Annotated in this window: 27 protein-coding genes and 1 riboswitch; of the genes, 3 read left to right on the top strand and 24 right to left on the bottom strand. The window is 40.7% G+C overall.

Going from position 1 to position 23,120, the window contains the following annotated elements:
- Window positions 1-31: 31 nt before the first annotated feature.
- The 3 genes from IEU81_RS09685 to IEU81_RS09675 all read right to left on the bottom strand — a co-directional run bounded on the left by IEU81_RS09685 (window position 32) and on the right by IEU81_RS09675 (window position 3,656).
- Window positions 32-1,537 (bottom strand): DEAD/DEAH box helicase, encoded by a 1,506-nt coding sequence (locus IEU81_RS09685; RefSeq protein ID WP_092599544.1) that lies wholly within the window; start codon window positions 1,535-1,537, stop codon window positions 32-34.
- Between the two features lie 66 nt (window positions 1,538-1,603).
- On the bottom strand, window positions 1,604-2,317 hold the full coding sequence (locus IEU81_RS09680) for an alpha/beta hydrolase (RefSeq protein ID WP_231957224.1): 714 nt from the start codon (window positions 2,315-2,317) through the stop codon (window positions 1,604-1,606).
- A complete protein-coding gene (locus tag IEU81_RS09675) occupies window positions 2,304-3,656 on the bottom strand; it encodes a UDP-N-acetylmuramoyl-tripeptide--D-alanyl-D-alanine ligase (protein ID WP_186089149.1) in 1,353 nt (450 codons plus the stop codon). Before IEU81_RS09675 ends, IEU81_RS09680 begins: the two co-directional genes overlap by 14 nt.
- A 94-nt stretch (window positions 3,657-3,750) precedes the next feature.
- Between IEU81_RS09675 and IEU81_RS09670 the strand changes: the two genes are divergently transcribed.
- Window positions 3,751-4,938, top strand: a complete 1,188-nt coding sequence (locus tag IEU81_RS09670) for an FtsW/RodA/SpoVE family cell cycle protein (RefSeq protein ID WP_231957223.1) — start codon at window positions 3,751-3,753, stop codon at window positions 4,936-4,938.
- Between the two features lie 41 nt (window positions 4,939-4,979).
- On the opposite strand, the gene IEU81_RS09665 is transcribed toward IEU81_RS09670, so the two are convergent.
- Entirely contained in the window at window positions 4,980-5,129 is a 150-nt protein-coding gene (locus tag IEU81_RS09665; RefSeq protein WP_176760663.1) for an Lmo0850 family protein, read from the bottom strand.
- 125 nt (window positions 5,130-5,254) lie between these two features.
- Between IEU81_RS09665 and cls the strand changes: the two genes are divergently transcribed.
- Complete coding sequence (gene cls, locus IEU81_RS09660; protein WP_092599549.1) at window positions 5,255-6,739, top strand: cardiolipin synthase; 1,485 nt, start codon at window positions 5,255-5,257, stop codon at window positions 6,737-6,739.
- 37 nt (window positions 6,740-6,776) lie between these two features.
- Here cls and yidC read toward each other — a convergent pair whose 3' ends face one another.
- The 6 genes from yidC to IEU81_RS09630 all read right to left on the bottom strand — a co-directional run bounded on the left by yidC (window position 6,777) and on the right by IEU81_RS09630 (window position 12,056).
- On the bottom strand, window positions 6,777-7,643 hold the full coding sequence (yidC, locus tag IEU81_RS09655) for a membrane protein insertase YidC (protein WP_186089151.1): 867 nt from the start codon (window positions 7,641-7,643) through the stop codon (window positions 6,777-6,779).
- 99 nt (window positions 7,644-7,742) lie between these two features.
- Window positions 7,743-8,357 carry a thiamine phosphate synthase gene (thiE, locus tag IEU81_RS09650; protein ID WP_092599555.1) on the bottom strand — a complete coding sequence of 205 codons (615 nt, stop codon included), beginning with the start codon at window positions 8,355-8,357 and terminating at the stop codon, window positions 7,743-7,745.
- The gene (thiM, locus tag IEU81_RS09645; protein WP_231957222.1) at window positions 8,350-9,120 is read right to left on the bottom strand and encodes a hydroxyethylthiazole kinase; all 771 of its coding nucleotides are present in this window, start codon (window positions 9,118-9,120) and stop codon (window positions 8,350-8,352) included. The genes thiE and thiM overlap by 8 nt, the downstream gene beginning before the upstream one ends.
- A 5-nt stretch (window positions 9,121-9,125) precedes the next feature.
- Window positions 9,126-9,920, bottom strand: coding sequence for a bifunctional hydroxymethylpyrimidine kinase/phosphomethylpyrimidine kinase (thiD, locus tag IEU81_RS09640; RefSeq protein WP_186089153.1), 795 nt, complete (start codon window positions 9,918-9,920; stop codon window positions 9,126-9,128).
- Between the two features lie 72 nt (window positions 9,921-9,992).
- Window positions 9,993-10,093: riboswitch (TPP riboswitch) on the bottom strand.
- 122 nt (window positions 10,094-10,215) lie between these two features.
- Window positions 10,216-11,085 (bottom strand): transglycosylase family protein, encoded by an 870-nt coding sequence (locus tag IEU81_RS11065; RefSeq protein ID WP_186089155.1) that lies wholly within the window; start codon window positions 11,083-11,085, stop codon window positions 10,216-10,218.
- A gap of 434 nt (window positions 11,086-11,519) precedes the next feature.
- Complete coding sequence (locus tag IEU81_RS09630; RefSeq protein ID WP_186089157.1) at window positions 11,520-12,056, bottom strand: single-stranded DNA-binding protein; 537 nt, start codon at window positions 12,054-12,056, stop codon at window positions 11,520-11,522.
- 193 nt (window positions 12,057-12,249) lie between these two features.
- Here IEU81_RS09630 and IEU81_RS09625 point away from each other — a divergent pair, with 193 nt between their 5' ends.
- The gene (locus IEU81_RS09625) at window positions 12,250-12,684 is read left to right on the top strand and encodes a YwpF family protein (protein WP_186089159.1); all 435 of its coding nucleotides are present in this window, start codon (window positions 12,250-12,252) and stop codon (window positions 12,682-12,684) included.
- Between the two features lie 46 nt (window positions 12,685-12,730).
- On the opposite strand, the gene fabZ is transcribed toward IEU81_RS09625, so the two are convergent.
- The 14 genes from fabZ to wecB form a co-directional block, all read right to left on the bottom strand.
- Complete coding sequence (gene fabZ / locus IEU81_RS09620; RefSeq protein WP_092599569.1) at window positions 12,731-13,177, bottom strand: 3-hydroxyacyl-ACP dehydratase FabZ; 447 nt, start codon at window positions 13,175-13,177, stop codon at window positions 12,731-12,733.
- A gap of 8 nt (window positions 13,178-13,185) precedes the next feature.
- Window positions 13,186-13,329, bottom strand: coding sequence for a DNA-directed RNA polymerase subunit beta (locus IEU81_RS09615; RefSeq protein WP_228063505.1), 144 nt, complete (start codon window positions 13,327-13,329; stop codon window positions 13,186-13,188).
- Between the two features lie 57 nt (window positions 13,330-13,386).
- A complete protein-coding gene (murA, locus tag IEU81_RS09610) occupies window positions 13,387-14,679 on the bottom strand; it encodes a UDP-N-acetylglucosamine 1-carboxyvinyltransferase (protein WP_092599574.1) in 1,293 nt (430 codons plus the stop codon).
- A gap of 70 nt (window positions 14,680-14,749) precedes the next feature.
- The gene (locus tag IEU81_RS09605; protein WP_092599577.1) at window positions 14,750-14,980 is read right to left on the bottom strand and encodes a DUF1146 family protein; all 231 of its coding nucleotides are present in this window, start codon (window positions 14,978-14,980) and stop codon (window positions 14,750-14,752) included.
- A gap of 55 nt (window positions 14,981-15,035) precedes the next feature.
- Window positions 15,036-15,440: a F0F1 ATP synthase subunit epsilon gene (locus IEU81_RS09600; RefSeq protein WP_092599580.1), complete on the bottom strand. Its 405-nt coding sequence runs from the start codon at window positions 15,438-15,440 to the stop codon at window positions 15,036-15,038.
- Between the two features lie 16 nt (window positions 15,441-15,456).
- On the bottom strand, window positions 15,457-16,872 hold the full coding sequence (atpD, locus tag IEU81_RS09595) for a F0F1 ATP synthase subunit beta (RefSeq protein WP_092599583.1): 1,416 nt from the start codon (window positions 16,870-16,872) through the stop codon (window positions 15,457-15,459).
- A gap of 21 nt (window positions 16,873-16,893) precedes the next feature.
- Complete coding sequence (gene atpG, locus IEU81_RS09590) at window positions 16,894-17,769, bottom strand: ATP synthase F1 subunit gamma (RefSeq protein ID WP_092599586.1); 876 nt, start codon at window positions 17,767-17,769, stop codon at window positions 16,894-16,896.
- A 30-nt stretch (window positions 17,770-17,799) separates the two neighbouring features.
- Complete coding sequence (atpA, locus tag IEU81_RS09585) at window positions 17,800-19,308, bottom strand: F0F1 ATP synthase subunit alpha (protein WP_092599589.1); 1,509 nt, start codon at window positions 19,306-19,308, stop codon at window positions 17,800-17,802.
- A 15-nt stretch (window positions 19,309-19,323) separates the two neighbouring features.
- On the bottom strand, window positions 19,324-19,866 hold the full coding sequence (atpH, locus tag IEU81_RS09580) for an ATP synthase F1 subunit delta (RefSeq protein ID WP_092599592.1): 543 nt from the start codon (window positions 19,864-19,866) through the stop codon (window positions 19,324-19,326).
- Complete coding sequence (locus tag IEU81_RS09575) at window positions 19,866-20,384, bottom strand: F0F1 ATP synthase subunit B (protein ID WP_092599595.1); 519 nt, start codon at window positions 20,382-20,384, stop codon at window positions 19,866-19,868. The genes atpH and IEU81_RS09575 overlap by 1 nt, the downstream gene beginning before the upstream one ends.
- A 99-nt stretch (window positions 20,385-20,483) precedes the next feature.
- On the bottom strand, window positions 20,484-20,699 hold the full coding sequence (atpE, locus tag IEU81_RS09570) for a F0F1 ATP synthase subunit C (protein ID WP_026859255.1): 216 nt from the start codon (window positions 20,697-20,699) through the stop codon (window positions 20,484-20,486).
- A 47-nt stretch (window positions 20,700-20,746) separates the two neighbouring features.
- On the bottom strand, window positions 20,747-21,481 hold the full coding sequence (gene atpB, locus IEU81_RS09565; RefSeq protein ID WP_092599598.1) for a F0F1 ATP synthase subunit A: 735 nt from the start codon (window positions 21,479-21,481) through the stop codon (window positions 20,747-20,749).
- Window positions 21,482-21,485: 4 nt separating this feature from the next.
- The gene (locus tag IEU81_RS09560) at window positions 21,486-21,815 is read right to left on the bottom strand and encodes an ATP synthase subunit I (protein ID WP_186089161.1); all 330 of its coding nucleotides are present in this window, start codon (window positions 21,813-21,815) and stop codon (window positions 21,486-21,488) included.
- A gap of 158 nt (window positions 21,816-21,973) precedes the next feature.
- The gene (wecB, locus tag IEU81_RS09555; protein WP_186089163.1) at window positions 21,974-23,113 is read right to left on the bottom strand and encodes a non-hydrolyzing UDP-N-acetylglucosamine 2-epimerase; all 1,140 of its coding nucleotides are present in this window, start codon (window positions 23,111-23,113) and stop codon (window positions 21,974-21,976) included.
- Window positions 23,114-23,120 lie beyond the last annotated feature (7 nt).

Genomic DNA, 23,120 nt, shown 5'->3' with positions numbered 1-23,120 from the left:
GCATTCACTAAAAGTGAATGCTCAGAATAAATTATTTTTGGTGATCTTTAAACACACGGCCCTGCTTGCTTGTACGTCCGCCTGATGACGGTTTACCGCCCTGGCGTTTGCCGCCGTTTCTTGATGGTCTGCCATTGTCGCGCTGGCGTCTGTTGCCGCCGCTTCTTTGGCCTTTATTATAATTTGGTTTACCTCTGCGTCCGCCGTGACCCTTGCGAGAAAGTGGTTTTTCAAATGACAATTGAATATTGTCATCTTCTTTGGCATACAGAAGTTCGTTTACTAGTGCTGCAATGATATCGCGTGATTCATGAGTTTTCAGTAAGCCGTCAGCCACTTCAAATGTGTGCTGATTTTTATTATCTGCTAACCATGTACCAATTTTTTCGTAAACTTCGTTTTCACGCGCTTTTTCTACTTCTTTTTTGCTTGGTGGACGAAGTGTGTGGATTGGTTTCTTTTTGTCTTTTTCAATCTGACGCAGGAAATCCATCTCTACAGGGTTAACAAATGTTAACGCCATACCTTCTTTACCGGCACGTCCGGTACGTCCAATGCGGTGAGTATACGACTCAGTATCTTGTGGAATATCAAAGTTGTACACATGTGATACACCTGAAATATCTAAGCCTCTTGCTGCCACGTCAGTAGCAACTAAAATATCCAGTGAATTGTTTTTAAATTTCTTCAAGACTTCAAGACGTTTAGATTGAGTAATATCTCCATGTAAACCTTCCGCACGGTAACCTTTTGCAATTAATGCACTCGTTAATTCATCTACACGGCGTTTTGTACGGCCGAATACGATTGCAAGTTCAGGCTGGTGAACATCTAAGAAAGATGTGAAAACTGATAGTTTTTCCAGCTCTTTTACAATTGTGTAGAATTCATCAATTAATGGATCGGAATTGTTTTGGTTCATCGTTTTAACGACGTGAGGTTTGTTCATGAAACGTGTTACTAAGTCCTGGATTGCCCGCGGCATTGTGGCAGAAAATAGAAGTGTGTGACGATTGTCTTCCGGTACTTTGCTCATGATGAATTTAACATCATCGATGAAGCCCATGTTCATCATTTCATCCGCTTCGTCTAATACAAGTGTGTGAACATCTTGTAATTTAAGTGTGCGGCGATTGATGTGGTCGATCATACGACCTGGCGTACCCACAATGATTTCGGGTTGTCTTTTAAGGTCTTTAATTTGACGGTCTATGCTCATACCGCCGAAAATAACTGCAGTAGCTAATTTCTTTCTCTTAGAAAATGCTTTTATTTGTTCGCTGACTTGTACTGCTAACTCTCTAGTCGGCGTTAATATAACAACTTGAGTACCTGCACCCTTAGTTGTATTTTCTATAATCGGAATACCAAATGCACCGGTTTTACCAGTACCAGTCTGAGCTTGACCAATGATATCTTTTTTCTCTAATGCTAATGGAATACTTTCCATTTGGATCGGTGTAGGTTCAGTGAACCCCATATCAGTTAGTGACTGAATTGTGTCGTCACTAATACCTAACTCTTTAAAAATCTTCAAACTTTAGTCTCCTTTGACTATTTCATTTCTCGCATGTACAACTTCTCTATAGTAACACTTAACACTTTAATCCACAAGATGTTTTAACTGGACGTCAAGAAATAAAAATCTCTCAGTCAGTATATTCAGCTTCAGCAGCTTATCTTCTGTGAACATAATCAGGTGCGGTGTGTGTTCCATAAGTACAAGTTTTGAATGCGGGATTCTTTTCTGTGCTTCAATACTCGTCGGGTAAGGCACGAGCAGATCAATCTTTCCGTGAATTATGAGCGTATCACAGTGAATACTCTCGAGGTCGCCAATTTTGGCATCCACAATCTTAATAAATTCCTGCATTGCTCTGATGGGAATGTTTTTTAATCTCGGCCTGACTCTGGACATCAGATTCAGTTTCAAATGATCGTTCACCTCAGCGGGTGACAGCTTAATCCTGTTGAGTCTGCTTAATTTCGTATGATCAAATGCCGGGGCAATTAACACCAGCTTATCGACATGGAAGTTCTGCGCGATAAAACTCGCGAACACCCCGCCCATTGAAAAACCAATGACGTATATTTTATCGGTGCGGGACGCTAAATTAAAATATGCTTTCTCCGCTTCCTCATACCAGTCGTCCCCGGTTGCCAAGGATAAATCAAGCGTCGTGCCATGACCTGGATACTGGGGGAATTCATATTCAAAATCATAGCGCTTCTTTAAATATTGAAATGTCGGTTCCAGCTCAAAGCGTCCGCCTGTATAGCCGTGTAAAAACAGCACTCCGATTTTAGATATCGTCAATCACCCTTTCGACTGCCATACCGCGTGATCCTTTCAGCAGAATAACTGTGTCTTCTTTAAAATGTTCACTTACTTTATCACGCAGTTCCTCAATTGATGATGCATGTTCTTTCTCACCCACCATTAAAGCATCGTGAATATATTTCGCGCCGTCACCGAAGGTATAAATTTTCGTAAACTGATACGTTTCTTCATTAATAAAGTGTGCAACGTCTTCGTGAAGTTCCTGTTTGTAACTCCCGAGCTCCAGAATATCAGCCAGTACAAGAATCTTGTTTGTATGAGCCATGCGGCCAACTGTATCTACCGCACTGATCATGCTCGCTTTTGAAGCATTGTATGCATCGTTAACGATTAAAGCGCCGCTTTCATGTTTAATTCTTTCCATTCTCATGCTCGTTACTTTTAAATGCTGCAGACTGTTTTGTGCGGACTCCAAAGAAACTCCGAGCGTCTCCGCAGCAAGGACTGCCAGCGATGCGTTCAATGCGTTGTGCACGCCGAGCTGCGGAATATGGAATGCTGTTTCTTTAAACGTAAAATGCGTGCCCTTATCATCTTCAGACACATTGCTGATTGCAAACTGATTGCCCGCTTTTATACCTGCTGTTTTTATAGCATAAGCTGTTTCTTTATCAGCAAGCGCATCGAGCAGCGGATAATCTTTAGAATAAATAAAGGTCCCGTCATCTTTTAAATAATCGACAATTTCGTATTTGGCTTTGGCAATATTCTCTCTTGAGCCCAGCATTTCTATATGGGATTCCCCGACACTCGTTATCACTGCAACATCAGGTTCCGCCATTTTACTTAGAAAATTTATATCCCCTATTCTATCCATACCCATTTCGAGGATAGATATTTCAGTATCTTTATTTAATTGAAGAATTGTCAGCGGCATACCAATTTCATTATTAAAATTGCCCAGTGTTTTTTGAACTTTAAAGTGCGGGCTTAAAATACATTCCATCATATCTTTAGTCGTCGTTTTTCCATTAGAGCCTGTTACTGCAATCACTTTAGGGTTCACTATTTTCAAATATTCCCTGGCGATATCCTGCAATGCCTGAAGACCATCGTCAACGTATATCACCGGGTGCTCTGAACTTTCAAGCGGCTGCTCACTCAGTGTCAGTCCTGCGCCTTTCTCGAAAGCCATTTTGATAAAACGGTGTCCATCTGCATTTTCACCCCGAAACGGAATAAATATATTCCCCGCCTCAATTGTCCGCGTATCTATCGACACACCTTTGACTATGGTTGTCTTCATATCTTCTGCACGGCTGTTCATTTCACCATTACAAAATTTCGCAATGTCTTCTATCGTTCTTTCTATCATAATTTTTCATCCTAATTGTTTGTATTTACTGTTTATAATTATAAAATAGTTGTATACTAAATGTCATGATTTCTATATGAATTAGGTGACTTTCTTGAGTAATAATAAATATACACGTCAAAATTCAAATTTCTTCGCTCGCATCGACTGGATTCTTGTTATCTTAATTCTGATGCTCGCGGCGATCAGTGTTGTATCCATCAGTTCTGCGATGACCAGCGGTCAGTACGGAACCGACTTCAGTACCCGTCAGATTGCTTTTTACGCTTTGGGTTTTGTACTTGCATTTACTTTAATGCTCGTCCCGTTTAAATTAATTAAAAACTATACTTGGGCCTTATATATTTTCGGTGTGCTGAGTCTTGCTATTTTATATATTGCGCCGGTGTCTTCGGTAACTCCGATTATAAATGGTGCAAAAAGCTGGTATCAGTTCGGTTTCTTCAGCATTCAGCCGTCAGAATTTGTAAAAATTATTTACATATTAACGATGGCCTATGTCATTGGCCAGCATAATAAGTATAAACTGACCAACACTTTGTCCATGGATATCAGATTGCTGTTAAAACTTATACTCGTATCTATCCTGCCAATGGTTTTAATTTTACTGCAAAATGACCTCGGTACAGTTCTGGTAATGGTCGCGATTTTCCTCGGACTCGTCGTCGTATCCGGAATCAGCTGGTGGCTGATTATACCAACACTTTCCGTCGCTGCCTCTACAGGTATTGCACTGATTCTCGGTATTCTTTACCGTCCGGATTTACTTGAACGTTATCTTGGTATTCATCCTTACCAGTTCGAACGGATTTATTCCTGGATTACACCTGAAGCCTTTCAGTCCGACAGCGGATTCCAGCTGACAAACTCGCTGATTGCCATCGGCTCCGGCGGGATTACAGGTAAGGGTTACACCGACGGCATTATTTATATACCCGAAAATCATACCGATTTTATCTTTACGATTATCGGCGAAGAATTCGGTTTTATCGGTTCTACGATTGTAATTATTGCGCTGTTCATGCTGATTATGCATTTAATCCGTATGGCGTTTATAGCATCGGACAGTTTTGCATCTTATTTTATTATCGGATATATTTCCCTGCTCGTCTTCCATATCATTCAAAATATCGGTATGACGATACAGCTGCTGCCGATTACAGGTCTGCCGCTTCCGTTCATTAGTTACGGCGGCAGCGGGCTGTGGTCAAACATGCTTGCTGTCGGTATTCTTCTGAGTATGTATTTCCACCATCTCAGCAAGAGTGCCAAAAACAAATAAAAACTGCTGACGGAGCATCCGCTCCTGCAGCAGTTTTTATTTTAAATATTATTTTCTTTCAGTCTAAGCTGATCTTTATTTGCGATACGGTTCATAATTTCAAATCTCGATTTGGAAACCGATACTTTGACGCCGAGTTCATGCAGCAGGTGGACGACTTCCTTAACTTTACTTTTGTCGTTTTTGCGCATATTGACACTCCCTTTTAATAGCTAACTTAATTGTACTCGTTTATACTATAATTATCTATACTTTTCAGATATTAATTATTACAGTCTTGAAAACTTTTTAAATTTTTGAAAGAAAGTGGGCGCTTATGCAAATTCCATTTACTGATGTATACATTACTGATGCATCAGTCGTCACTATTATATCCATTCTTTTATTTATCATTAACTTTCTGCTTGCTGCAGGGCTTGTATTTTTAGAACGCCGCAGCGCACAAAGTGTATGGGCATGGATTTTAGTATTGTTCTTCCTGCCTATAGTCGGCTTCCTGCTCTACATGCTTTTTGGCCGTACTATTTACAGACAGGAAATTTTCAAACTCGATGAGGATGATAAAGTTGGTCTCGAGCATCTCGTCAGCGAACAGCTGGAAGAAATTAAACAGGACCGTTTAGTATTTTCAAATGATATTGCAGAAAAGCATAAGAAACAAATTCATATGCTCCTCAATAATAATCAGTCCTTTGTCACCAGCAATAATGATGTGACAACTTTCACCGATATGAATCAAAAATTCGCACAAATGATTAAGGATATCGAAGCAGCTGAAGATCATATTCATTTTCAGTATTATATTTTCAAATTGGATAATATCGGTCAAGAGCTTTACAGAGCCCTGTTAAAAAAACAAAGAGAAGGCGTCTCGGTAAGAATTCTTTACGACGACATCGGCTCCCGGTCTTTATCGCTTAGAAATTTCACCGATGTAAGAGAAGCAGGCGGTCTGGTTGAAGCTTTCTTCCCCAGTAAATTACCGCTGATTAACCCGAGGATTAATAACCGCAACCACAGAAAAATTGTCGTAATCGATGGTAAAGTCGGCTACATCGGCGGTTCAAATGTGGGCGATGAATACCTTGGACGCGATCCTAAAATGGGGGCATGGCGCGATACGCATCTGCGCATTGAAGGCAACGCTGTAAAATCTCTGCAGCTTCGCTTTATGCTGGACTGGAATTCTCATGATACTCGCAATAATATGAAGCACGAAGAGCATTACTTCCCGGAGATCGATTCTGTTGGGGATACAACTATGCAAATCGCTTCCAGCGGTCCGGATGAAAATTATCAGCAGATTAAATACGGCTATCTGAATATGATTTACAGTGCTAAAAAAAGCATTCACATTCAGTCACCCTACTTTATTCCAGACCAGTCAATAATGGAGGCCATCCGTATTGCTATTCTTTCCGGAGTCAAAGTAAAAATTATGATCCCGAGTTTCCCAGACCATCCGTTTGTTTACTGGGCATCATACTCAAATGCTGCCTCACTCATGAAGATGGGGGCAGAAATATACATGTACAAACCCGGTTTCCTGCATCAGAAAGTATTTAATATCGATGATGAAGTGGTTTCTGTCGGCACTACTAATATCGATAACAGAAGTTTCATCTTAAACTTCGAAGTGAATGCTTTTATGTACGATCAGGACGAAGCTGTCAAGCAGCGTAAAATATTTGAAGCAGACATTGATCAGTGCGAAATAATGACCGTAGAGAGATACGAAGAACGCGGCTTCTGGATTAAGCTGAAAGAAGGTCTCGCCAACTTAATATCTCCAATCTTATAAGACAAATAAAAAAAACAGGGCCGGCTGGCCCTGTTTTTTATTTTTTCTTGCGTTTTTTCTTAGGTTTTACTTTAGCATTCTTCACGCGTGCTGCTTTTTCAGCCTGCTCACGCTCGTGCGCTTCGATAATCGGTGCCATTTCTTCGTTAACTTTTTTGCGGTAGAAAGTATTACCTGCCCAAGTTTGGAAAATCAGGAATATACCGCCGACTGCCCAGTATAATGGCAATGCTGATGGTGAAATTGCTGAAATCCATATAATCATAATTGGAGAAATGTACATGAACAGCTGCATTTGCTTACGCTGTTCTTCCGATACATATCGTGTTGATACCCATGCTTGAATTGCATAGACAATACCTGCAATAGCAACCATGAAGTAGTCTGTTTGTGTTAAGTCCATCCATAAGAAATCAGGATGAGCAACAATACCGCCGTCTGACGGGAATTTTAATGCAAAGTATAAAGCCATAACAACCGGCATCTGAATAAGAATAGGTAAACAACCCATATTAAGCGGGTTAATATCGTGTTTCTTATAAAGACCCATCATTTCCTGCTGGGCTGCCATTTTTTCTTCCTGCGTTGTTGCAACTTTAACGCGCTGCTGGATTGCTTCCATTTCTGGTTTGACAATCTTCATTTTTTCTCTCATCATCATCTGATTTTTGTATGTACGCATCATGAATGGGAAAATTGCCAGTCTCACAATCAGCGTGATGACGATAATAGCCAGACCGTAGTTGTTGTCCAGATTATCTCCAAGCCAGTGCAATAATGTATCCATTGGCTGGACGAGAGTGTTATAGAAGAAGCCGTCTCTATTCTCAGGCTGTGAATAGTCACACCCCGCCAGGAATAGTACCAGTACCATAGACGCTGGTAATAGCCACTTTTTAATCATTTCTTCACCTCTAAGTAATATCTCACATAAAAAAGATTGTACCATAAAAGAAAGTGTATAAAAACCAATTCCGCAGTAATCGGTAAACATTTCACAAACTTATTGTAATAAAGCTGTCACGGATTGTTCAATATCTGCCGATTGTGTAATTGCTGAAATGACACAAATACCATCTGCACCATTATCTAGACACAACTTATAGTTATCTTCAGTTATTCCGCCGATTGCTGCTGCAGGCAATTGAGTACGTTCTGTCACTTGTTTTAATACGTCGATGCCAATTGCATCTCCAGCATCATTTTTTGATTTAGTCGCATATACCGGACCCACCCCGATATAAGACACTCTGTCTAAATTGCTGCTTTCTAGTTCCTTTATATTCCCTACTGATAAACCGACAATTTTATCGTTAAAATAAGCCGGCAGATCGTCCGGTTTCATGTCGCTCTGTCCAATATGAATACCGTCTGCTTCAATTCGTTCTGCAAGATAGACATCATCATTAATAATCAATATCACCCCGTATTTTTGGCAGATGGCTTTAACTTTAAAGGCAAAATCCTCAAGATCTTGTCCCGTCTTAATATTTTCGCCCTTTTCTCTCAGCTGAAAGCATGTGACACCATGTTTAAATGCTGTTTCTAAATCTTTAAGTGGATTGTTAAAACTGCTGGAACTTGCTATCAGATAAAGTCTCAATATATTTTTATTCATAGTGCATCACTCTTTTTTCTTTATCATCTTCTGCTTTAAATAAATATATTTCATCAATGAGGCTGGCGGCAAAAGTCCCGGGACCATTCGCTTTTAAAGCTGCTCTTTTTGCAGCAATATTATACAGGCTGACGGCATGAACAATACTTTTCGAACTGTTATTTACAGCTAAAAATGCTGCAGTAATGGCGCCGAGAACACAGCCGGAACCGGTGATTTTTTCCTGAAAGCTATGACCGTTATGCATGGTCAATTTTTCACTGCTGCTGACAAATGCATCTGTCTCACCAGTAACCAGTACAGGCACTTTTAAGAGCTTCTCAGCCGCTTCTGCGATTTTTAGAACATTCCCCTTAAATATTGAATCCACGCCTTTTGAAGCACCTTCTTGACCGCCTAAAGCCTGAATTTCTCCTGCATTTCCTTTAACCAGTGCAATATCGTAATTCCGGATCAGCGTATCTGTTAAATCCTTTCTAAATTCAGAAGCGCCGTAACCGACAGGGTCTAAGACAATCGGTACATTATATTGATTGGCTCGCGCAGCCATTTCTGTATAAAGCGGTATTTTATCTTCTGAACATGTCCCTATATTTAACAGCAAGGCGCCAGCATGCTTCATAATATCGTCAGCCTCTTTTTTCTCGCCGCTCATAATCGGAGATGCGCCGAGTGCGAGCAGGCTGTTTGCTGTAAAAGGTTTGACCACATCATTCGTAATGCAGACGATGAGCGGACTTTGTTCTCGTAATTTTTTCAACATTAAAATCACTCTCCTTTATAACTGAAATGATTGACGGGACCATTGCCCCTGCCGATGCCGGGCGAATGCTCTATAGCATTCGTAATATACGCTTTGCTTGTTTTAAATGCCTGCTGAATCGTACGGCCCTTGGCCAGTTCTGCTGTCAACACCGCGGAGAATGTGCAGCCTGTGCCATGTGTTTGATTGGTCTGAATCCGTTTTGCAGATAAAGTCGTAATCGTTTGTCCATCGTATAAATAATCCCTCGCGTCACCTTCCAGATGACCGCCTTTAATAATAACGCTCCCCGCCTGCATATCATCTACAATAATTTTCAGTGCCTGATGAATATCTGCTTCCTCAGTAATTTTCATTCCCGTAATGGCTGCTGCTTCATGCAAGTTAGGCGCTACAACTGATGCCAGCGGAATCAGTGTTTCAATCAATGTATTCATCGCCTCCGGTGTCATCAATCTGTCCCCGCTTGTGGCGATCATAACAGGGTCCATAACATAAGGAATATTATATTTTCTAATGTATTCAGCAATCACAAACATCATATCCGTTTCTGCAAGCATGCCCGTTTTCATAGCATGCGGCACTTCATCCGAAAAGATGCTGTTCAGCTCTTTATCGATAAAATCTGCGGGGATATTATAAACATCCTGTACCCCCATTGTGTTTTGTGCTGTCAGTGATGTGACTGCAGCCATGCCGTAAACGTCTCGTGAATGCATTGCTTTTAAATCTGCAAAAACCCCGGCACCGCCTGTCGGGTCAGTACCAGCAACTGTTAGTGCGATTGGTAAATCAGACATTATTCATTCCCCCATCAAAAAGCCCGCTTCACAGAGAGGCGGGCTGAATAAACTAAAGATATAAATAGTCTTAAGTTTGTACGGTCACTTCCCTACGCCAGCATAACCTGGATCAGGTGAAAAAGGGACAAGCTTTCGCAATCTCAGCCGTTACGGCGCCCCCAGCGGGTTTTATTTTATTATTTACACTATCGTATCATAAAATGATTCAGGCAGATACAAATTAGCGTATAAGTATGTATAGACTAAAAAACCTGTAAATCTCATTTAAGAGACTTACAGGATAAATTTTATATTACAGTCTAGCACCACATACAGGCCATGGTGAAGACCCTCTTTGATTGTAAAGTGTTTGAGCTCTTTGAGTCTGTTCAGCTGCTGAAGCATCTGATGCTACACCAGATCCGCCGACTGACTGCCACGTTTGAGCATCAAATTGGTATAAACCGTGGTATAAACCGTTTGAGCTGACAACGCTAGGATTGCCGCCTGATTCACATGCTGCTAAAGCACCCCAGTTTAAACCGCTGTTTGTGTTGGTACTTGTGCTGACGTTTTGAGTTTTAGGCTCTTGAACTTGTTGTTGTACAGGTTCCTGCTGAGCTGGTTCTTCATAAGTTTCTTCTTCAGTCTGGTAGCTGTAGTCATTGTTTTCAGTTTCTGCAGGCGCTGCTTCTTGTGCAGGTGCTGCTTCTTCAACTTCTTCTACTGCCGGTGCTTCCTCAACAGGTGCAGCTGCTTTAGCTGATTCACCTGAAACGATTAATTCTTTACCTTCAAAAATTAAATCTGATGATAAATTGTTCCACTCTTTAAGTTCTGCAACTGTTGCGTCGAATTCAACACCAATTTCAAATAAAGTGTCGCCCGCTTTAATTATGTATACATCTGTTTCTTCTTTATCTTCTTTTGCTTCTTTTGCTTCTTTTGCTTCTTTGTCTTCTTTAACTTCTTCTTTGCCGTCAATTTCAAGAACTTGACCAGGTACGATAATGTCTGAAGTTAATTTGTTTTCCTTTTTAATCGATTCTACTGTTACATTATTTCCTTCAGCAAGAGCCCAAAGCGAGTCTCCAGATTCTACAGTATGAGATGCTGCTTCTGCGCTATATGCAATCGTAGATGATACAGCTACTGCTGCACCTAATGCTAAAACTTTCTTCATAATTGTAATTCCTCCAAAAATAATTTTTATAATATACGGCTTTTTTTGCCATTAATGTATTTATCACTGTTTCACATTATAGAGTATAAAATCGTTTCATAGGTTACAGGTATATAAAAAGAAAGCCGCTATTTTACAATTATGTTACAAACTTATTTCTCAATTATGGCTTATATTACATTCTTATAATCATTATTTTAAAGCGGTATTCAAAGAAAATAATCAAGTTGTCACAGCATTGTCACTGCGGGCTTTGTTAAGGCTATGTAAACATCTGATATCATTTATAAAAGACTGATTTGTCAGCCTTCTGTAATATATGTGTCAGTTCTGTAATAATTAAAAGCACACTGAATACCCGCAGCAGGTAATCAGTGTGCTTATGTGTGTGAGAATGAATGATTGAGTACATATTTAAAGAGGGTAATCATCTTTTAGGCGAGTGCTTTTTCCTTGTTATCATCTTCTGCAGCTTTATCTTCTTCCACAATGCTCGAAATGACTTCGATGTGTTTTTCTTTTTCTGTCTTAGGATCGTTCTTTTCCTGGCTGATTGTATGTACATACTTTTCGCCAAGTGCTTCAGTTACATTATAATGATGGACAGCTTGTTCTATTAATCTCGAAGGATTCGAAATATCAGTGCGGTCACGGATTTTATCTGGTACGTGTTTAACGCTTTCTGCCCAAATTTCCATGCGGTATTCTCGGGATCCGTCATTTTTAGTTAAAGATGTCGTCGCAAGCTGACCGCTGACACAGAGTATGTCTCCCGGTTTTGCAGTTTCCAGCACGCCTGGAATACTTTTCCCAAAAGCTTTGCAGTATAAAAAGTGCACCTCTTTATCTCTTCGGGTATCTTTAGGTACGCGAACTGTTGCAATGATAAATGCATTGACACTTCCTTGCGTACTTTTTGCAATGACATTATTGCTGATAAGTTCACCGACAAGTAATACTTTGTTCATCATTCATTATCACCCCCTTCCTGATTACAATGTAAGGGGTGAATAAATTTTCTGCAAAAGACAATAATTTCATTTATGTTCGATATATAATACAATAATGATAAATCTATACTAAAACTTATACAGTTTTTCCAAATCAGTTTATTTTTATATGCAGAATAATAAAATTTGTACTTTGTTCAAAGGGGCAATTATTATGAAATCATTTAAGGTTATTGATATGAAGATTATTCAGGAACCGAATTTTATCGTACCTGAAATTAAAGATGGCGTCATTATTAATATGGAACATGGAGAAAATCCTTGGATTATTGAAATTGTAACCGACGGGGATTTATACTCCATCTTAGAAAATTTAAAAGAACAGCTGTTGGAAATGATGGTCACAATCACTCGGCCTTCCAATGCGCCTGCAAAATTTTCTGCTCATCTTATGGATATTAACGAGATGGATGACAATATTTCAGTTGTCTTTAAAGGGGATATAATCGTTCACAGTCCAAATTATGCCGAAGATCTGCTAGAATTTCTCGTTAAAGAAGGCTATGAAGGTAAGTCACTCATTAATGAATTTAATTCACGTATGGAGTCAAAAGATGATTTTAAAAAAGATGAAGATAAAAGTGAATAAGAAAAAACGTTTGTAAATCTTTAAATTAAGATTTACAAACGTTTTTTTATTTACTTTCGCCTGTTTTAATATCAGAAATTGCAAATGTAATTTCACATTGGCATGCAACTTCGCCGTCCACTGTTGCCACTGCCTGTCCTTTGCCAATCGGTCCGCGTAGTTTTGTAATTTCTACAAATAATTCCAAAGTATCACCTGGCGTCACCTGTTTTTTAAATCGGCACTTATCAATTCCTGCAAAGAAAGCGAGCTTTCCTTTAAATTCTTCCTGCTGCAGCAGTGCAACTGCACCAACCTGAGCAAGAGATTCTACAATTAGTACACCCGGCATTACTGCATAATCCGGGAAATGTCCTTCAAAAAATGGTTCGTTTCCTGATACTTGTTTTATACCCTTACAACTTTTGCCCGGTTCAACTTCTGTAATTCTGTCGATAAGTAAAAACGGCGGGCGGTGCGGAATAATTGCTTTTATCTGATCATATGTCAGCATTTCTGTCGTCAACCCCTAGTTAAGTTAATGATATGTTCCCACGTTTCGATACGAAATACTCCAAATGGATTATCCAGTATACCAAAGCCAATCATCAGTCCTAGAAAAACTAAGACGATGGCAACGTAGAAAAACAATAGAATTCTAACCAACAAAGGGAACCTACGGTGAACGATTTTTTGCTGCTGTTCTGCCATAGTATTACCCCTTTACTTCGATGTCACCAAATGCTTATCTGAGGCACTGTCATTCACGCGCTCAACATTTGCACCCAGTGCTTTTAATTTTTCATGGAATCTTACATAGCCGCGGTCTAAATGCTGCAGTTCAGTTACTGTAGTCAAGCCTTCTGCCGCTAAGCCGGCGAGAACTAATGCTGCGCCTGCACGTAAATCAGATGCTCGGACCGGTGCACCAAAGAGCTGGCCGCCGCCGCGAATTACCGCATGGTTGTCTTCAAGAGATATATTAGCATTCATAGCTGTAAATTCTCTCACATGCATAAAACGGTTTTCGAAAATTGTTTCAGTTACAATACTCGTGCCTTCAATCGTTGTCAGCAAGGCCATCATCTGGCTCTGCATATCTGTCGGGAATCCCGGGTGAGGCATAGTTTTAATATCTGTCGGTTTATAAGATGCTTCTGGAATCACTCTCACATCATTGCCTTCTTCAACAAATTGAATACCGATTTCTTCAAGTTTAGCTACAACTGCAGATAAATGCTCAATGACTACATTTTTTAATAATATCTCACTTCTTGTAATCGCAGCAGCTACCATAAATGTCCCGGCTTCTATACGGTCCGGGATAACAGAATGCTCTGTTCCCTGCAGACCTTCTACACCGATTATTCTAATATGACCGGTGCCTGCTCCGCTGATGCGGCCGCCCATTGCATTGATATAGTTTGCAAGATCGACGATTTCCGGTTCCATCGCAGCATTTTCTATATGTGTTGTACCTTCAGCCAGACTCGCTGCCATCATAAGGTTTTGAGTTGCTCCCACACTTGGGAAGTCCATATGAATCTTAGCGCCTTGCAGACGTCCTTCACTCTTGCCTTCAATATAACCGCCAGCCTGATCAAAAGTAGCACCCATCTTTTCCAGCCCTTTAATATGCTGCTCGATTGGACGGGATCCTATTGCACAGCCGCCGGGCATTGCAATATTACAATATCCGTAACGGCTAAGCAAAGGTCCCATTACAAGCATGCTTGCACGCATTTTGCTGACCAGTTCATAAGGTGCAAAACAGTTTAATTCACTGCTCGCATCAATTTCCACACTATTTTTATCCGCAGATGCGTTTGCACCAAGCGTAGTTAATAACTTTGTTAATGTATTTACATCTGAAAGTTCTGGTACATTCTTAATTATTGAACGACCTTCACCTGCCAGCAGTGATGCTGCCAGTATAGGCAGAACTGCATTTTTGGCTCCTTCTATTTCAACAGAACCTGACAGCTTTTCGCCGCCTTTAACAATAATTTTATCCATCTTCTCACTCCATAATTCTCTATACCATTCATTATAATAATACGGTGTTTGAACATCACTTGTAAAGTAATTAGCTAAACAGCAGCGATGCTTCTTGTGTATATCTGAAGATGTCCATAATAAAATTGCTCAATGCTGTACCGAGCAAAATACTCAGCAAAATAAGCAGTATTCGCACTCTTCCAATTTCACCTTTAATAAATATAATTTCAAGCCTTACTCCTTTTAATACCCAAAAAGCAAGTCCGATACACAGAAAATGAAGAATTATATGCATCACTGCAAGCTGCGAAAACTCCATAGCACATTCCCCTTTCAATAAAAAAAGACTGGATTCTCCAGTCTTTTAGTTTAAATTAATATTTAGATACTTCTAAACGGTTAACCGCACGCTGCAATGCAAGTTCCGCACGATAACTGTCAATGCGTTCATCCTGTGAATCTTTGAGCAGTTTTTCCGCTCTCTCTTTCGCAGCTTCTGCACGCTCAGAGTCGATATCTTTTGAAAACTCGCCCGCTTGGACAAGTACTGTTACTTGTTCAGGTCTGATTTCAGCAAACCCTTCAGTCACAGCAAGATATTCAAATTTACCATTGATCTTAATACGAAGGACACCTATTTTGAGCGGTGTAACAGTTGGAATATGGCCGGCCATTACACCGAGCTCACCCTGTTTAGTTTGAAGAACGACAATTTCACAATCGTCTTCGTGGAAAACAGAACCGTTAGGAGTAACTACATCAAGTGCAATTGTTGCCATGTTTTACCCTCCCGTTTTAGACTTCTACACCTTGCTGACGCGCTTTTTCGAGTACATCTTCAATGCCGCCGACAAGACGGAAAGCATCTTCAGGTACATGGTCGTACTTACCTTCAAGAATTGCTTTAAAGTCCTGAACTGTTTCTTTAACAGGTACATAAGAACCTTTTTGTCCTGTAAATTGTTCTGCTACGTGGAAGTTCTGACTTAAGAAGAACTGAATGCGGCGAGCACGGGCTACCGTATTTTTATCTTCTTCAGAAAGTTCATCCATACCTAAGATTGCAATAATATCCTGCAGCTCACGGTATTTTTGAAGTGTAGACTGAACATCTCTCGCTACTTTGTAGTGCTCTTCGCCGACAACAGCCGGAGATAAGGCACGTGAAGTAGATGCTAATGGGTCTACCGCAGGGTAAATACCCATTTCTGAAAGTTTACGTTCTAAGTTAGTTGTTGCATCTAAGTGAGCAAACGTTTGAGCCGGAGCCGGGTCAGTATAGTCATCGGCAGGTACGAATACCGCTTGAATCGAAGTAACTGAACCTACGTTTGTAGATGTGATTCTTTCTTGTAATTGTCCCATCTCAGTTGCAAGTGTAGGCTGGTAACCTACGGCAGAAGGCATGCGTCCTAAGAGTGCAGACACTTCAGAACCTGCTTGAGTGAAACGGAAAATGTTATCGATAAACAGAAGTACGTCCTGACCTTGTTCGTCACGGAAATATTCTGCCATTGTTAATCCTGAAAGTGCAACACGCATACGCGCACCAGGCGGTTCATTCATCTGACCGAAAACCATCGCAGTTTTCTCGATAACACCTGAGTCTTTCATTTCGTAGTAAAGGTCGTTACCTTCACGTGTACGTTCACCAACACCCGCGAATACAGAAATACCGCCGTGTTCTTGTGCTACGTTGTTAATCAGTTCCTGAATCAGTACTGTTTTCCCTACACCGGCACCGCCGAAGAGTCCTACTTTACCACCTTTTGTATATGGTGCGAGTAAGTCTACTACTTTAATACCTGTTTCAAGAATTTCTGTTGAAGTTGACAATTCATCAAACTTCGGCGCTAAACGGTGAATTGGATCACGGCGTTCAGATGCTGGAATCGGACCATCTAAGTCGATGTGTTCACCCAATACGTTGAATACACGTCCGAGCGTGATTTCACCTACTGGTACTGAAATTGGAGAACCGGTGTTCTCTACATCAGCACCGCGGCGTAAACCGTCAGTAGAACTCATCGCAATCGTTCTGACTACATTATCGCCGCGGTGTAACGCAACTTCAAGTGTCAGAGAGATCGGCTCTGAATCAGCATTGTCAATTTTAACTATAAGTGCGTTGTTAATTTCCGGTAATTCACCTTCGTTAAAACGCACGTCAACTACAGGTCCCATTACTTGGACTACTTGACCTAAAGCCATTTAATTTCCTCCTAATCTCAATTATTCTAGTGCAGCTGCGCCACCGACGATTTCTGTAATCTCCTGAGTAATTGCCGCTTGTCTTAAGCGGTTATACTGAAGCTGCAGATCGCCAACGAGCTCTGTCGCATTATCAGTTGCTGCTTTCATCGCTGTCATACGTGCGGCATGCTCGCTCGCTTTTGCGTCGAGAAGTGCGCCGTAGATCAGACTTTCAGCGTACTGAGGTAATATGGTTTCTAAAATTGTTTCTTTATCTGGTTCAAACTCGTAACTTGCCAGTGCTGTTTCAGACTGATCTGTCTGAATATCAGTTTCAGTCAATGGTAATATTTTACGAACCGTGACTTGCTGCTCTAAAATATTTACAAACTTGTTGTAAATAATATAAAGCTCATCAATATCTTCATTGATGAATCCGTTCACCGACTGCTGCGCAATTTCTTTTACGCTGGCAAAGTCAGGCTGATCGGGTAAACCAAGACGGTGATTCGTAATATGGAAGCCGCGCCCTGTTAAAGTTTCATAGCCAATTTTTCCGAGGACGAATAAATCATATGAATCGGGGTTGTTATCATGCCGTTTAGCAACCTGTTCGGTAATTGCTTTAACGACGTTGTTGTTATAAGGACCAGCCTTACCTGTATCACTTGAAATTATGATATAGCCCGTTCTCTTAATTGGTCTTTCTTCTAACATAGGGTGTGAGCTTTCAGTATCACCAGCAGCAATTGCTCTGACCGTTTCCTGGATTTTATCCATGTACGGCTGGAATTTTTTTGAATTCTGTTCAGCTCTGGACAGTTTCGAGTTGGCAACCATGTGCATTGCACTTGTCAATTGACTCATTTTTTTAGTAGAGCCTATACGACCTTTAATTTCTCTGAGTGAAGCCATGAATTCACCACCTTAGTAATTACTTGCTTCCTAGTTAGAAGGGTTAAAAAGTTTTTTGAAACTCTTAATTGCTGTATCGTACGCTTCGCTGTCCGGAAGCTGTTTAGTTTGTGCAATGTTGTTTAGTAAATCTTTATCATTCGCTTCAAGCCAGTTTAAGAACTCAGCTTCAAAACGTGTAACGTCTTCGACTGGAACGTCATCTAAGTAGCCGTTAACCAGTGCGAAAAGAATCACAACTTGTTTTTCTACTTTCAATGGTGCGTTCTCAGGCTGTTTGAGCACTTCAACTGTACGTGCACCGCGATCAAGTTTAGCTTTAGTTGATTCATCTAAATCAGAACCGAACTGAGCAAATGCTTCTAACTCACGGTAGGCTGCAAGGTCAAGACGCAGTGTACCGGCAACTTTTTTCATCGCTTTAATTTGCGCTGAACCGCCGACACGTGATACTGACAGACCAGCGTTAATCGCCGGACGCACACCTGAGTGGAATAAGTCTGACTGAAGGAAGATTTGTCCGTCAGTGATAGAGATAACGTTCGTCGGAACGAAAGCACTGATATCGCCTGCTTGAGTTTCGATAAATGGCAGAGCAGTAATTGAACCGCCGCCTAAATCGTCGTTCAATTTCGCAGCTCGCTCAAGTAAACGGCTGTGAAGGTAGAACACGTCACCTGGGAAGGCTTCACGGCCCGGCGGGCGACGTAATAGTAATGACAGCTCACGGTAAGCTGCAGCTTGCTTAGTTAAGTCATCATATACGATTAAAACGTGTTTGCCGTTGAACATAAATTCTTCGGCCATTGACACACCTGCATATGGTGAAATGTATAGTAATGGTGCTGGATCTGCTGCACCGGCAGTAACAACGATTGTGTAATCAAGTGCGCCATTTTTACGTAAAGTTTCAACTGTCGCACGTACTGTCGATTCTTTTTGACCGATAGCAACATATACACAAATCATGTCCTGGTCTTTCTGGTTTAAAATTGTATCGATTGCAATTGTCGTTTTACCAGTCTGACGGTCACCGATGATTAACTCACGCTGTCCGCGGCCGATTGGTACTAAGGCGTCAATTGCTTTAATTCCTGTTTGCAGAGGTTCGTCAACACTTTTACGGTCCATCACCCCAGTTGCAGGGCTTTCGATAGGACGTGTTTTAGTCGTGTTAATTGGGCCTTTGCCATCGATTGGCTGACCGAGCGGATTTACTACGCGGCCGATAAGTTCGTCGCCTACTGGAACTTCCATAATGCGTCCAGTACGTTTCACTTCGTCGCCTTCTTTAATATCGTCACTTGGTCCAAGTATTACGATACCAACATTATTTTCTTCAAGGTTTTGAGCAAGACCAAGTACACCACTTGGGAACTCAATTAACTCTCCTGCCATCGCATCGTTTAAACCATGAGCAAGTGCAATACCGTCACCCACCTGGATTACAGTACCGACATCGGTAACTTGCATATCCTTGTCATAGTTTTCAATTTGACTTCTTAAGAGAGCACTTATTTCGTCAGCTTTGATTGCCATGAAAATGTCACTCCTTTAGCTATTCGTATGTTCTTTAAAATTATTTCTGATACCATCCAGCTGATTTCTCACTGAACCGTCATATACTTTAGAGCCGAGCAGCACACGCACGCCTCCGATAAGATCTTCGTTGATTTCATTAGTAATAAGTAACTTTTCATAGCCTGTTTTGTCGATAAAAATCTGTCCGAGCTCATCCAGTTCCTCTGTAGATAATTTATATACAGATTCTACTGTTACACGTGCCTGGTTATGAGCTTCATCATATAATGCCAGAAACTCTGAGTAGATTTCTTCTAATACAGACATATGCTTTTTATCCGACAGGATTAAAAGCAGATTTAACAGCAGTCTGTCACTATTACCGAAAGCTGCTTCTACTGCAGCTTTTCTGTTTTCACGCGTTATCTTCGGGTTATCCATGAAATCGATGAAGTTCTCCACTGAAGCTGTTGCTTCAATGACTTCAAAGAAATCAGCTTTAACGCTTTCAAGACTGGAGTTCTTTACTGCAACATCATACAAAGCGCCGGCGTATTTTTGACTGAGATTAGCCATTATTTATCGCCTGCTTCCTGCAAGTATTCCGCTACCAGGGATTTCTGATCTTCAGAGTTCAATTCTTTTCGAATCATCTTCTCTGCAATCAGTACTGAAATTTCAGCAACCTGATCATTTATATCACGAATTGCTTTTTCTTTTTCTCTTTCGATATCAGCCTGAGCATCATTAATCATTTGAGAAGAACGAGCCTCAGCATCTTTGATGATCATCTCTTGTTCTCTCTTAGCTTGGCCTTTAGCGTTTTCCATAAGTTCAGAGATTTCAGCCTGCGTTGATTTCAGCAGCGCTTCATTCTCTTCTTTTAAGCGTTCAGCTTCTACTTTTCTTTCTTCAGCATAATCAATATCATCGTGGATGAGCTGTTCGCGGTCATCCATAATTTTCTTAACTGGTTTCCATACGTAGTAAGACAATACCGCAAGCAGTGTCAGGAAACTCGCAAGCAGAACAAGCGATGTTCCTACAGCCGTACCCATCGTTTCACCAGCAGCACCTAAAATTAATAGTTCCACCTATGTACACTCCTTTCAAAAAAGTCTCTAACTCTCAATAGTTATTTACATAATAAGAGGGCGAAATCTTACGTAAGACTTCGCCTTATCTAACGACTCTTAGAACGTGAACATAAGCAGGAACGCGATAACAATGGCCATAATTGGAACGGCCTCAACTACACCAATACCGATGAACATAATCGTTTGTAACGGTCCGCGTGATTCAGGCTGACGCGCAACACCTTCAACTGTTTTTGAAACAACCATACCAATACCAAAAGATGCGCCAAGAGCGGCTAAACCTGCTGCAATACCAGCTGCTAGTAAATTCATAAAATATTTCCTCCTAGAAAATTGTATATTATTATTTTTTTATTATATTAATGATCATCGCTCACTTTATGTGATAGATAAACCATTGATAACATTACGAATATAAATGCTTGAATCGCACCTATAAATACTTTAAATCCTTGCCATACCATCATTGGAATAAATCCTAATGCGCCGAGTACAGTACCGCCGGTTACCAGTCCCAAGAGGAGCAGTAACAGTATCTCACCGGCATAAACGTTACCGTAAAGACGTAAACCAAGTGTTAAGTTATATGTAAATTCTTCGATGAATTTAATCGGTGCAAGCCACCACATTGGTGTTACATATTGCTTCAGATAACCGCGCATGCCTTGAGCCTTCACACCGTAATAGTGTGTCAGTACAATCATCAGCCCTGCCAGCGTCAGTGTGACAACCGGGTCAGCTGTAGGTGATTTAACCCACAATGTGTGTTCTGCATCCGGTGCAACGAATGACAGCGGTATACCGATTAAGTTGCCGACTAAAATAAATAAGAACAGTGTCAGCGCTAAAAAGTGAAATCGAGCGCCTTCTTTCCATGCCATGTTACTCTTGATGATACCTTTGACGAAGTTCATTAAAGCCTCGATAAGGACCTGGCTTTTACCTGTCGGGCGTACTGCGAGTTTTCTCGTCATAAAGAACAGTGTAAAAAAGATAAGCAGACAAGTGACGATAATCATCAATGAAGTAGCAAGTTCGAATACGATAGGTATTCCGAACAGATCAAACGACCACGTTGGACTTCCGTGTTCCATTTCTTCACCTCTTCCGTTTAAAAAGTTCAGATGCTGCGCGCCAGAAAATCAGCGCATAAGTGAGGAGCAGTCCGATTAAAATACCGATGATATTAAATGTTTCTGGAAACCTCACCCATATTAAACAAGCTGCAATAACGACAAGCATTCTCGTTAAAGTACCTGTTTTAACTTTCCCGCCATCTTCGAGCTGTGCATTTTTAAAATTGTAAAACCAATTAAAAGACATCACCATCGAACCGATGATTCCAACACACAACCCCGCAAAAAATGGCAAAGAAGTAAATATATAAGCAATAATACTCAAAACTAAAAGTATTATTAAATATTTCATAAAAAATTTAAAATATCCTCTAAAAATTTTCACTGACTTTGACGACTCCTCAAGTAATGTAACACGTTGTGAAAACAATTACATACTCATGTTATTTTAAAGGAGCGACATTTTTGTGTCAACAAAATATGGAAACATTAACAACATGTTCACATTTATTAATCATTTACCGAAAAACTGATAGGTTTTTCTTTTGTTATTCCATAATAATACTTGATGTTGTCACAAATTCTGCGTGAAGCCTGTCCGTCACCATAAGGATTTTGTGTTTGTGACATTTCTTCGTACAGCTTCTGGTCAGTCAAGAGTTCTTTTGCCATATTATAAATGTTTTCCTGTTCGATTCCCGCAAGTTTCAGAGTCCCTGCTTTAACACCTTCAGGACGTTCCGTCGTATCGCGCAGAACAAGTACCGGCTTACCTAGTGACGGCGCTTCTTCCTGGACGCCGCCTGAATCTGTTAAGATCAGATGACTTCTCGCTGCAAAGTTGTGGAAATCAAGTACATCTAAAGGTTCAATCAATTCAACACGATCATGATTGCCAAGGTATTCCTCTGCAATTTCACGAACTTTAGGGTTTTTGTGCATTGGATACACGACAGTTACATCTTCAAATTCATCGACCAGCTGGCGTACCGCGCCGAAGATATTATGCATCGGCTGTCCGATATTTTCACGGCGGTGAGCAGTCAGCAGAACGACTTTGTTATCTTTATGTTTTTCGATAATATCGCTGTGATAGTTATCGTTAACAGTCGTTTTCAGTGCGTCGATTGCCGTATTCCCTGTTACTGAAATCGCTTCTGGATTTTTAGCTTCATCAAGCAGATTCTGACGTGCATCTTCTGTTGGTGAGAAGTGAAGATCTGCTAAAACGCCGGTCATTTGACGGTTTGCTTCTTCAGGGAATGGTGAATATTTATTATGCGTACGAAGACCTGCTTCAACATGACCGATATCTACTTCGTTATAAAAAGCTGCGAGTGAACCTGCGAAAGTTGTCGTTGTATCTCCATGCACTAAAATCATGTCCGGTTTCACTTCTTTAATTACAGATTCTAAACCGTTGATGACCCGTCCGGTTACTTCTGATAAAGTCTGTCCAGCTTTCATAATATTTAAATCATAGTCCGGTGTAATATCAAAAGTTGTTAAGACCTGATCGAGCATTTCTCTGTGCTGTGCCGTCACTACTACAACAGGTTCAATGTCTTCATCTTTTTTCATTTCCAATACGAGCGGCGCCATTTTAATCGCTTCCGGTCTCGTACCAAAAATCGTCATAATTTTTTTCATAACAATC

Source organism: Jeotgalicoccus aerolatus, assembly GCF_014635205.1.
Classification (GTDB): Bacteria; Bacillota; Bacilli; order Staphylococcales; family Salinicoccaceae; genus Jeotgalicoccus; species Jeotgalicoccus aerolatus.
The sequence above is the reverse complement of the archived record's forward strand: the minus strand, read 5'-3'. Positions and strand labels throughout refer to the sequence as shown.

Coding starts and splice junctions, on each gene's coding strand:
- IEU81_RS09675 (WP_186089149.1), bottom strand. CDS start 3,656: ATGATAGAAAGAACGATAGAAGACATTGCGAAATTTTGTAATGGTGAA.
- IEU81_RS09665 (WP_176760663.1), bottom strand. CDS start 5,129: ATGCGCAAAAACGACAAAAGTAAAGTTAAGGAAGTCGTCCACCTGCTG.
- cls (WP_092599549.1), top strand. CDS start 5,255: ATGCAAATTCCATTTACTGATGTATACATTACTGATGCATCAGTCGTC.
- yidC (WP_186089151.1), bottom strand. CDS start 7,643: ATGATTAAAAAGTGGCTATTACCAGCGTCTATGGTACTGGTACTATTC.
- thiE (WP_092599555.1), bottom strand. CDS start 8,357: ATGAATAAAAATATATTGAGACTTTATCTGATAGCAAGTTCCAGCAGT.
- thiM (WP_231957222.1), bottom strand. CDS start 9,120: ATGTTGAAAAAATTACGAGAACAAAGTCCGCTCATCGTCTGCATTACG.
- thiD (WP_186089153.1), bottom strand. CDS start 9,920: ATGTCTGATTTACCAATCGCACTAACAGTTGCTGGTACTGACCCGACA.
- IEU81_RS11065 (WP_186089155.1), bottom strand. CDS start 11,085: ATGAAGAAAGTTTTAGCATTAGGTGCAGCAGTAGCTGTATCATCTACG.
- IEU81_RS09630 (WP_186089157.1), bottom strand. CDS start 12,056: ATGATGAACAAAGTATTACTTGTCGGTGAACTTATCAGCAATAATGTC.
- IEU81_RS09625 (WP_186089159.1), top strand. CDS start 12,250: ATGAAATCATTTAAGGTTATTGATATGAAGATTATTCAGGAACCGAAT.
- fabZ (WP_092599569.1), bottom strand. CDS start 13,177: ATGCTGACATATGATCAGATAAAAGCAATTATTCCGCACCGCCCGCCG.
- murA (WP_092599574.1), bottom strand. CDS start 14,679: ATGGATAAAATTATTGTTAAAGGCGGCGAAAAGCTGTCAGGTTCTGTT.
- IEU81_RS09605 (WP_092599577.1), bottom strand. CDS start 14,980: ATGGAGTTTTCGCAGCTTGCAGTGATGCATATAATTCTTCATTTTCTG.
- IEU81_RS09600 (WP_092599580.1), bottom strand. CDS start 15,440: ATGGCAACAATTGCACTTGATGTAGTTACTCCTAACGGTTCTGTTTTC.
- atpD (WP_092599583.1), bottom strand. CDS start 16,872: ATGGCTTTAGGTCAAGTAGTCCAAGTAATGGGACCTGTAGTTGACGTG.
- atpG (WP_092599586.1), bottom strand. CDS start 17,769: ATGGCTTCACTCAGAGAAATTAAAGGTCGTATAGGCTCTACTAAAAAA.
- atpA (WP_092599589.1), bottom strand. CDS start 19,308: ATGGCAATCAAAGCTGACGAAATAAGTGCTCTCTTAAGAAGTCAAATT.
- atpH (WP_092599592.1), bottom strand. CDS start 19,866: ATGGCTAATCTCAGTCAAAAATACGCCGGCGCTTTGTATGATGTTGCA.
- atpE (WP_026859255.1), bottom strand. CDS start 20,699: ATGAATTTACTAGCAGCTGGTATTGCAGCAGGTTTAGCCGCTCTTGGC.
- atpB (WP_092599598.1), bottom strand. CDS start 21,481: ATGGAACACGGAAGTCCAACGTGGTCGTTTGATCTGTTCGGAATACCT.
- IEU81_RS09560 (WP_186089161.1), bottom strand. CDS start 21,815: ATGAAATATTTAATAATACTTTTAGTTTTGAGTATTATTGCTTATATA.
- wecB (WP_186089163.1), bottom strand. CDS start 23,113: ATGAAAAAAATTATGACGATTTTTGGTACGAGACCGGAAGCGATTAAA.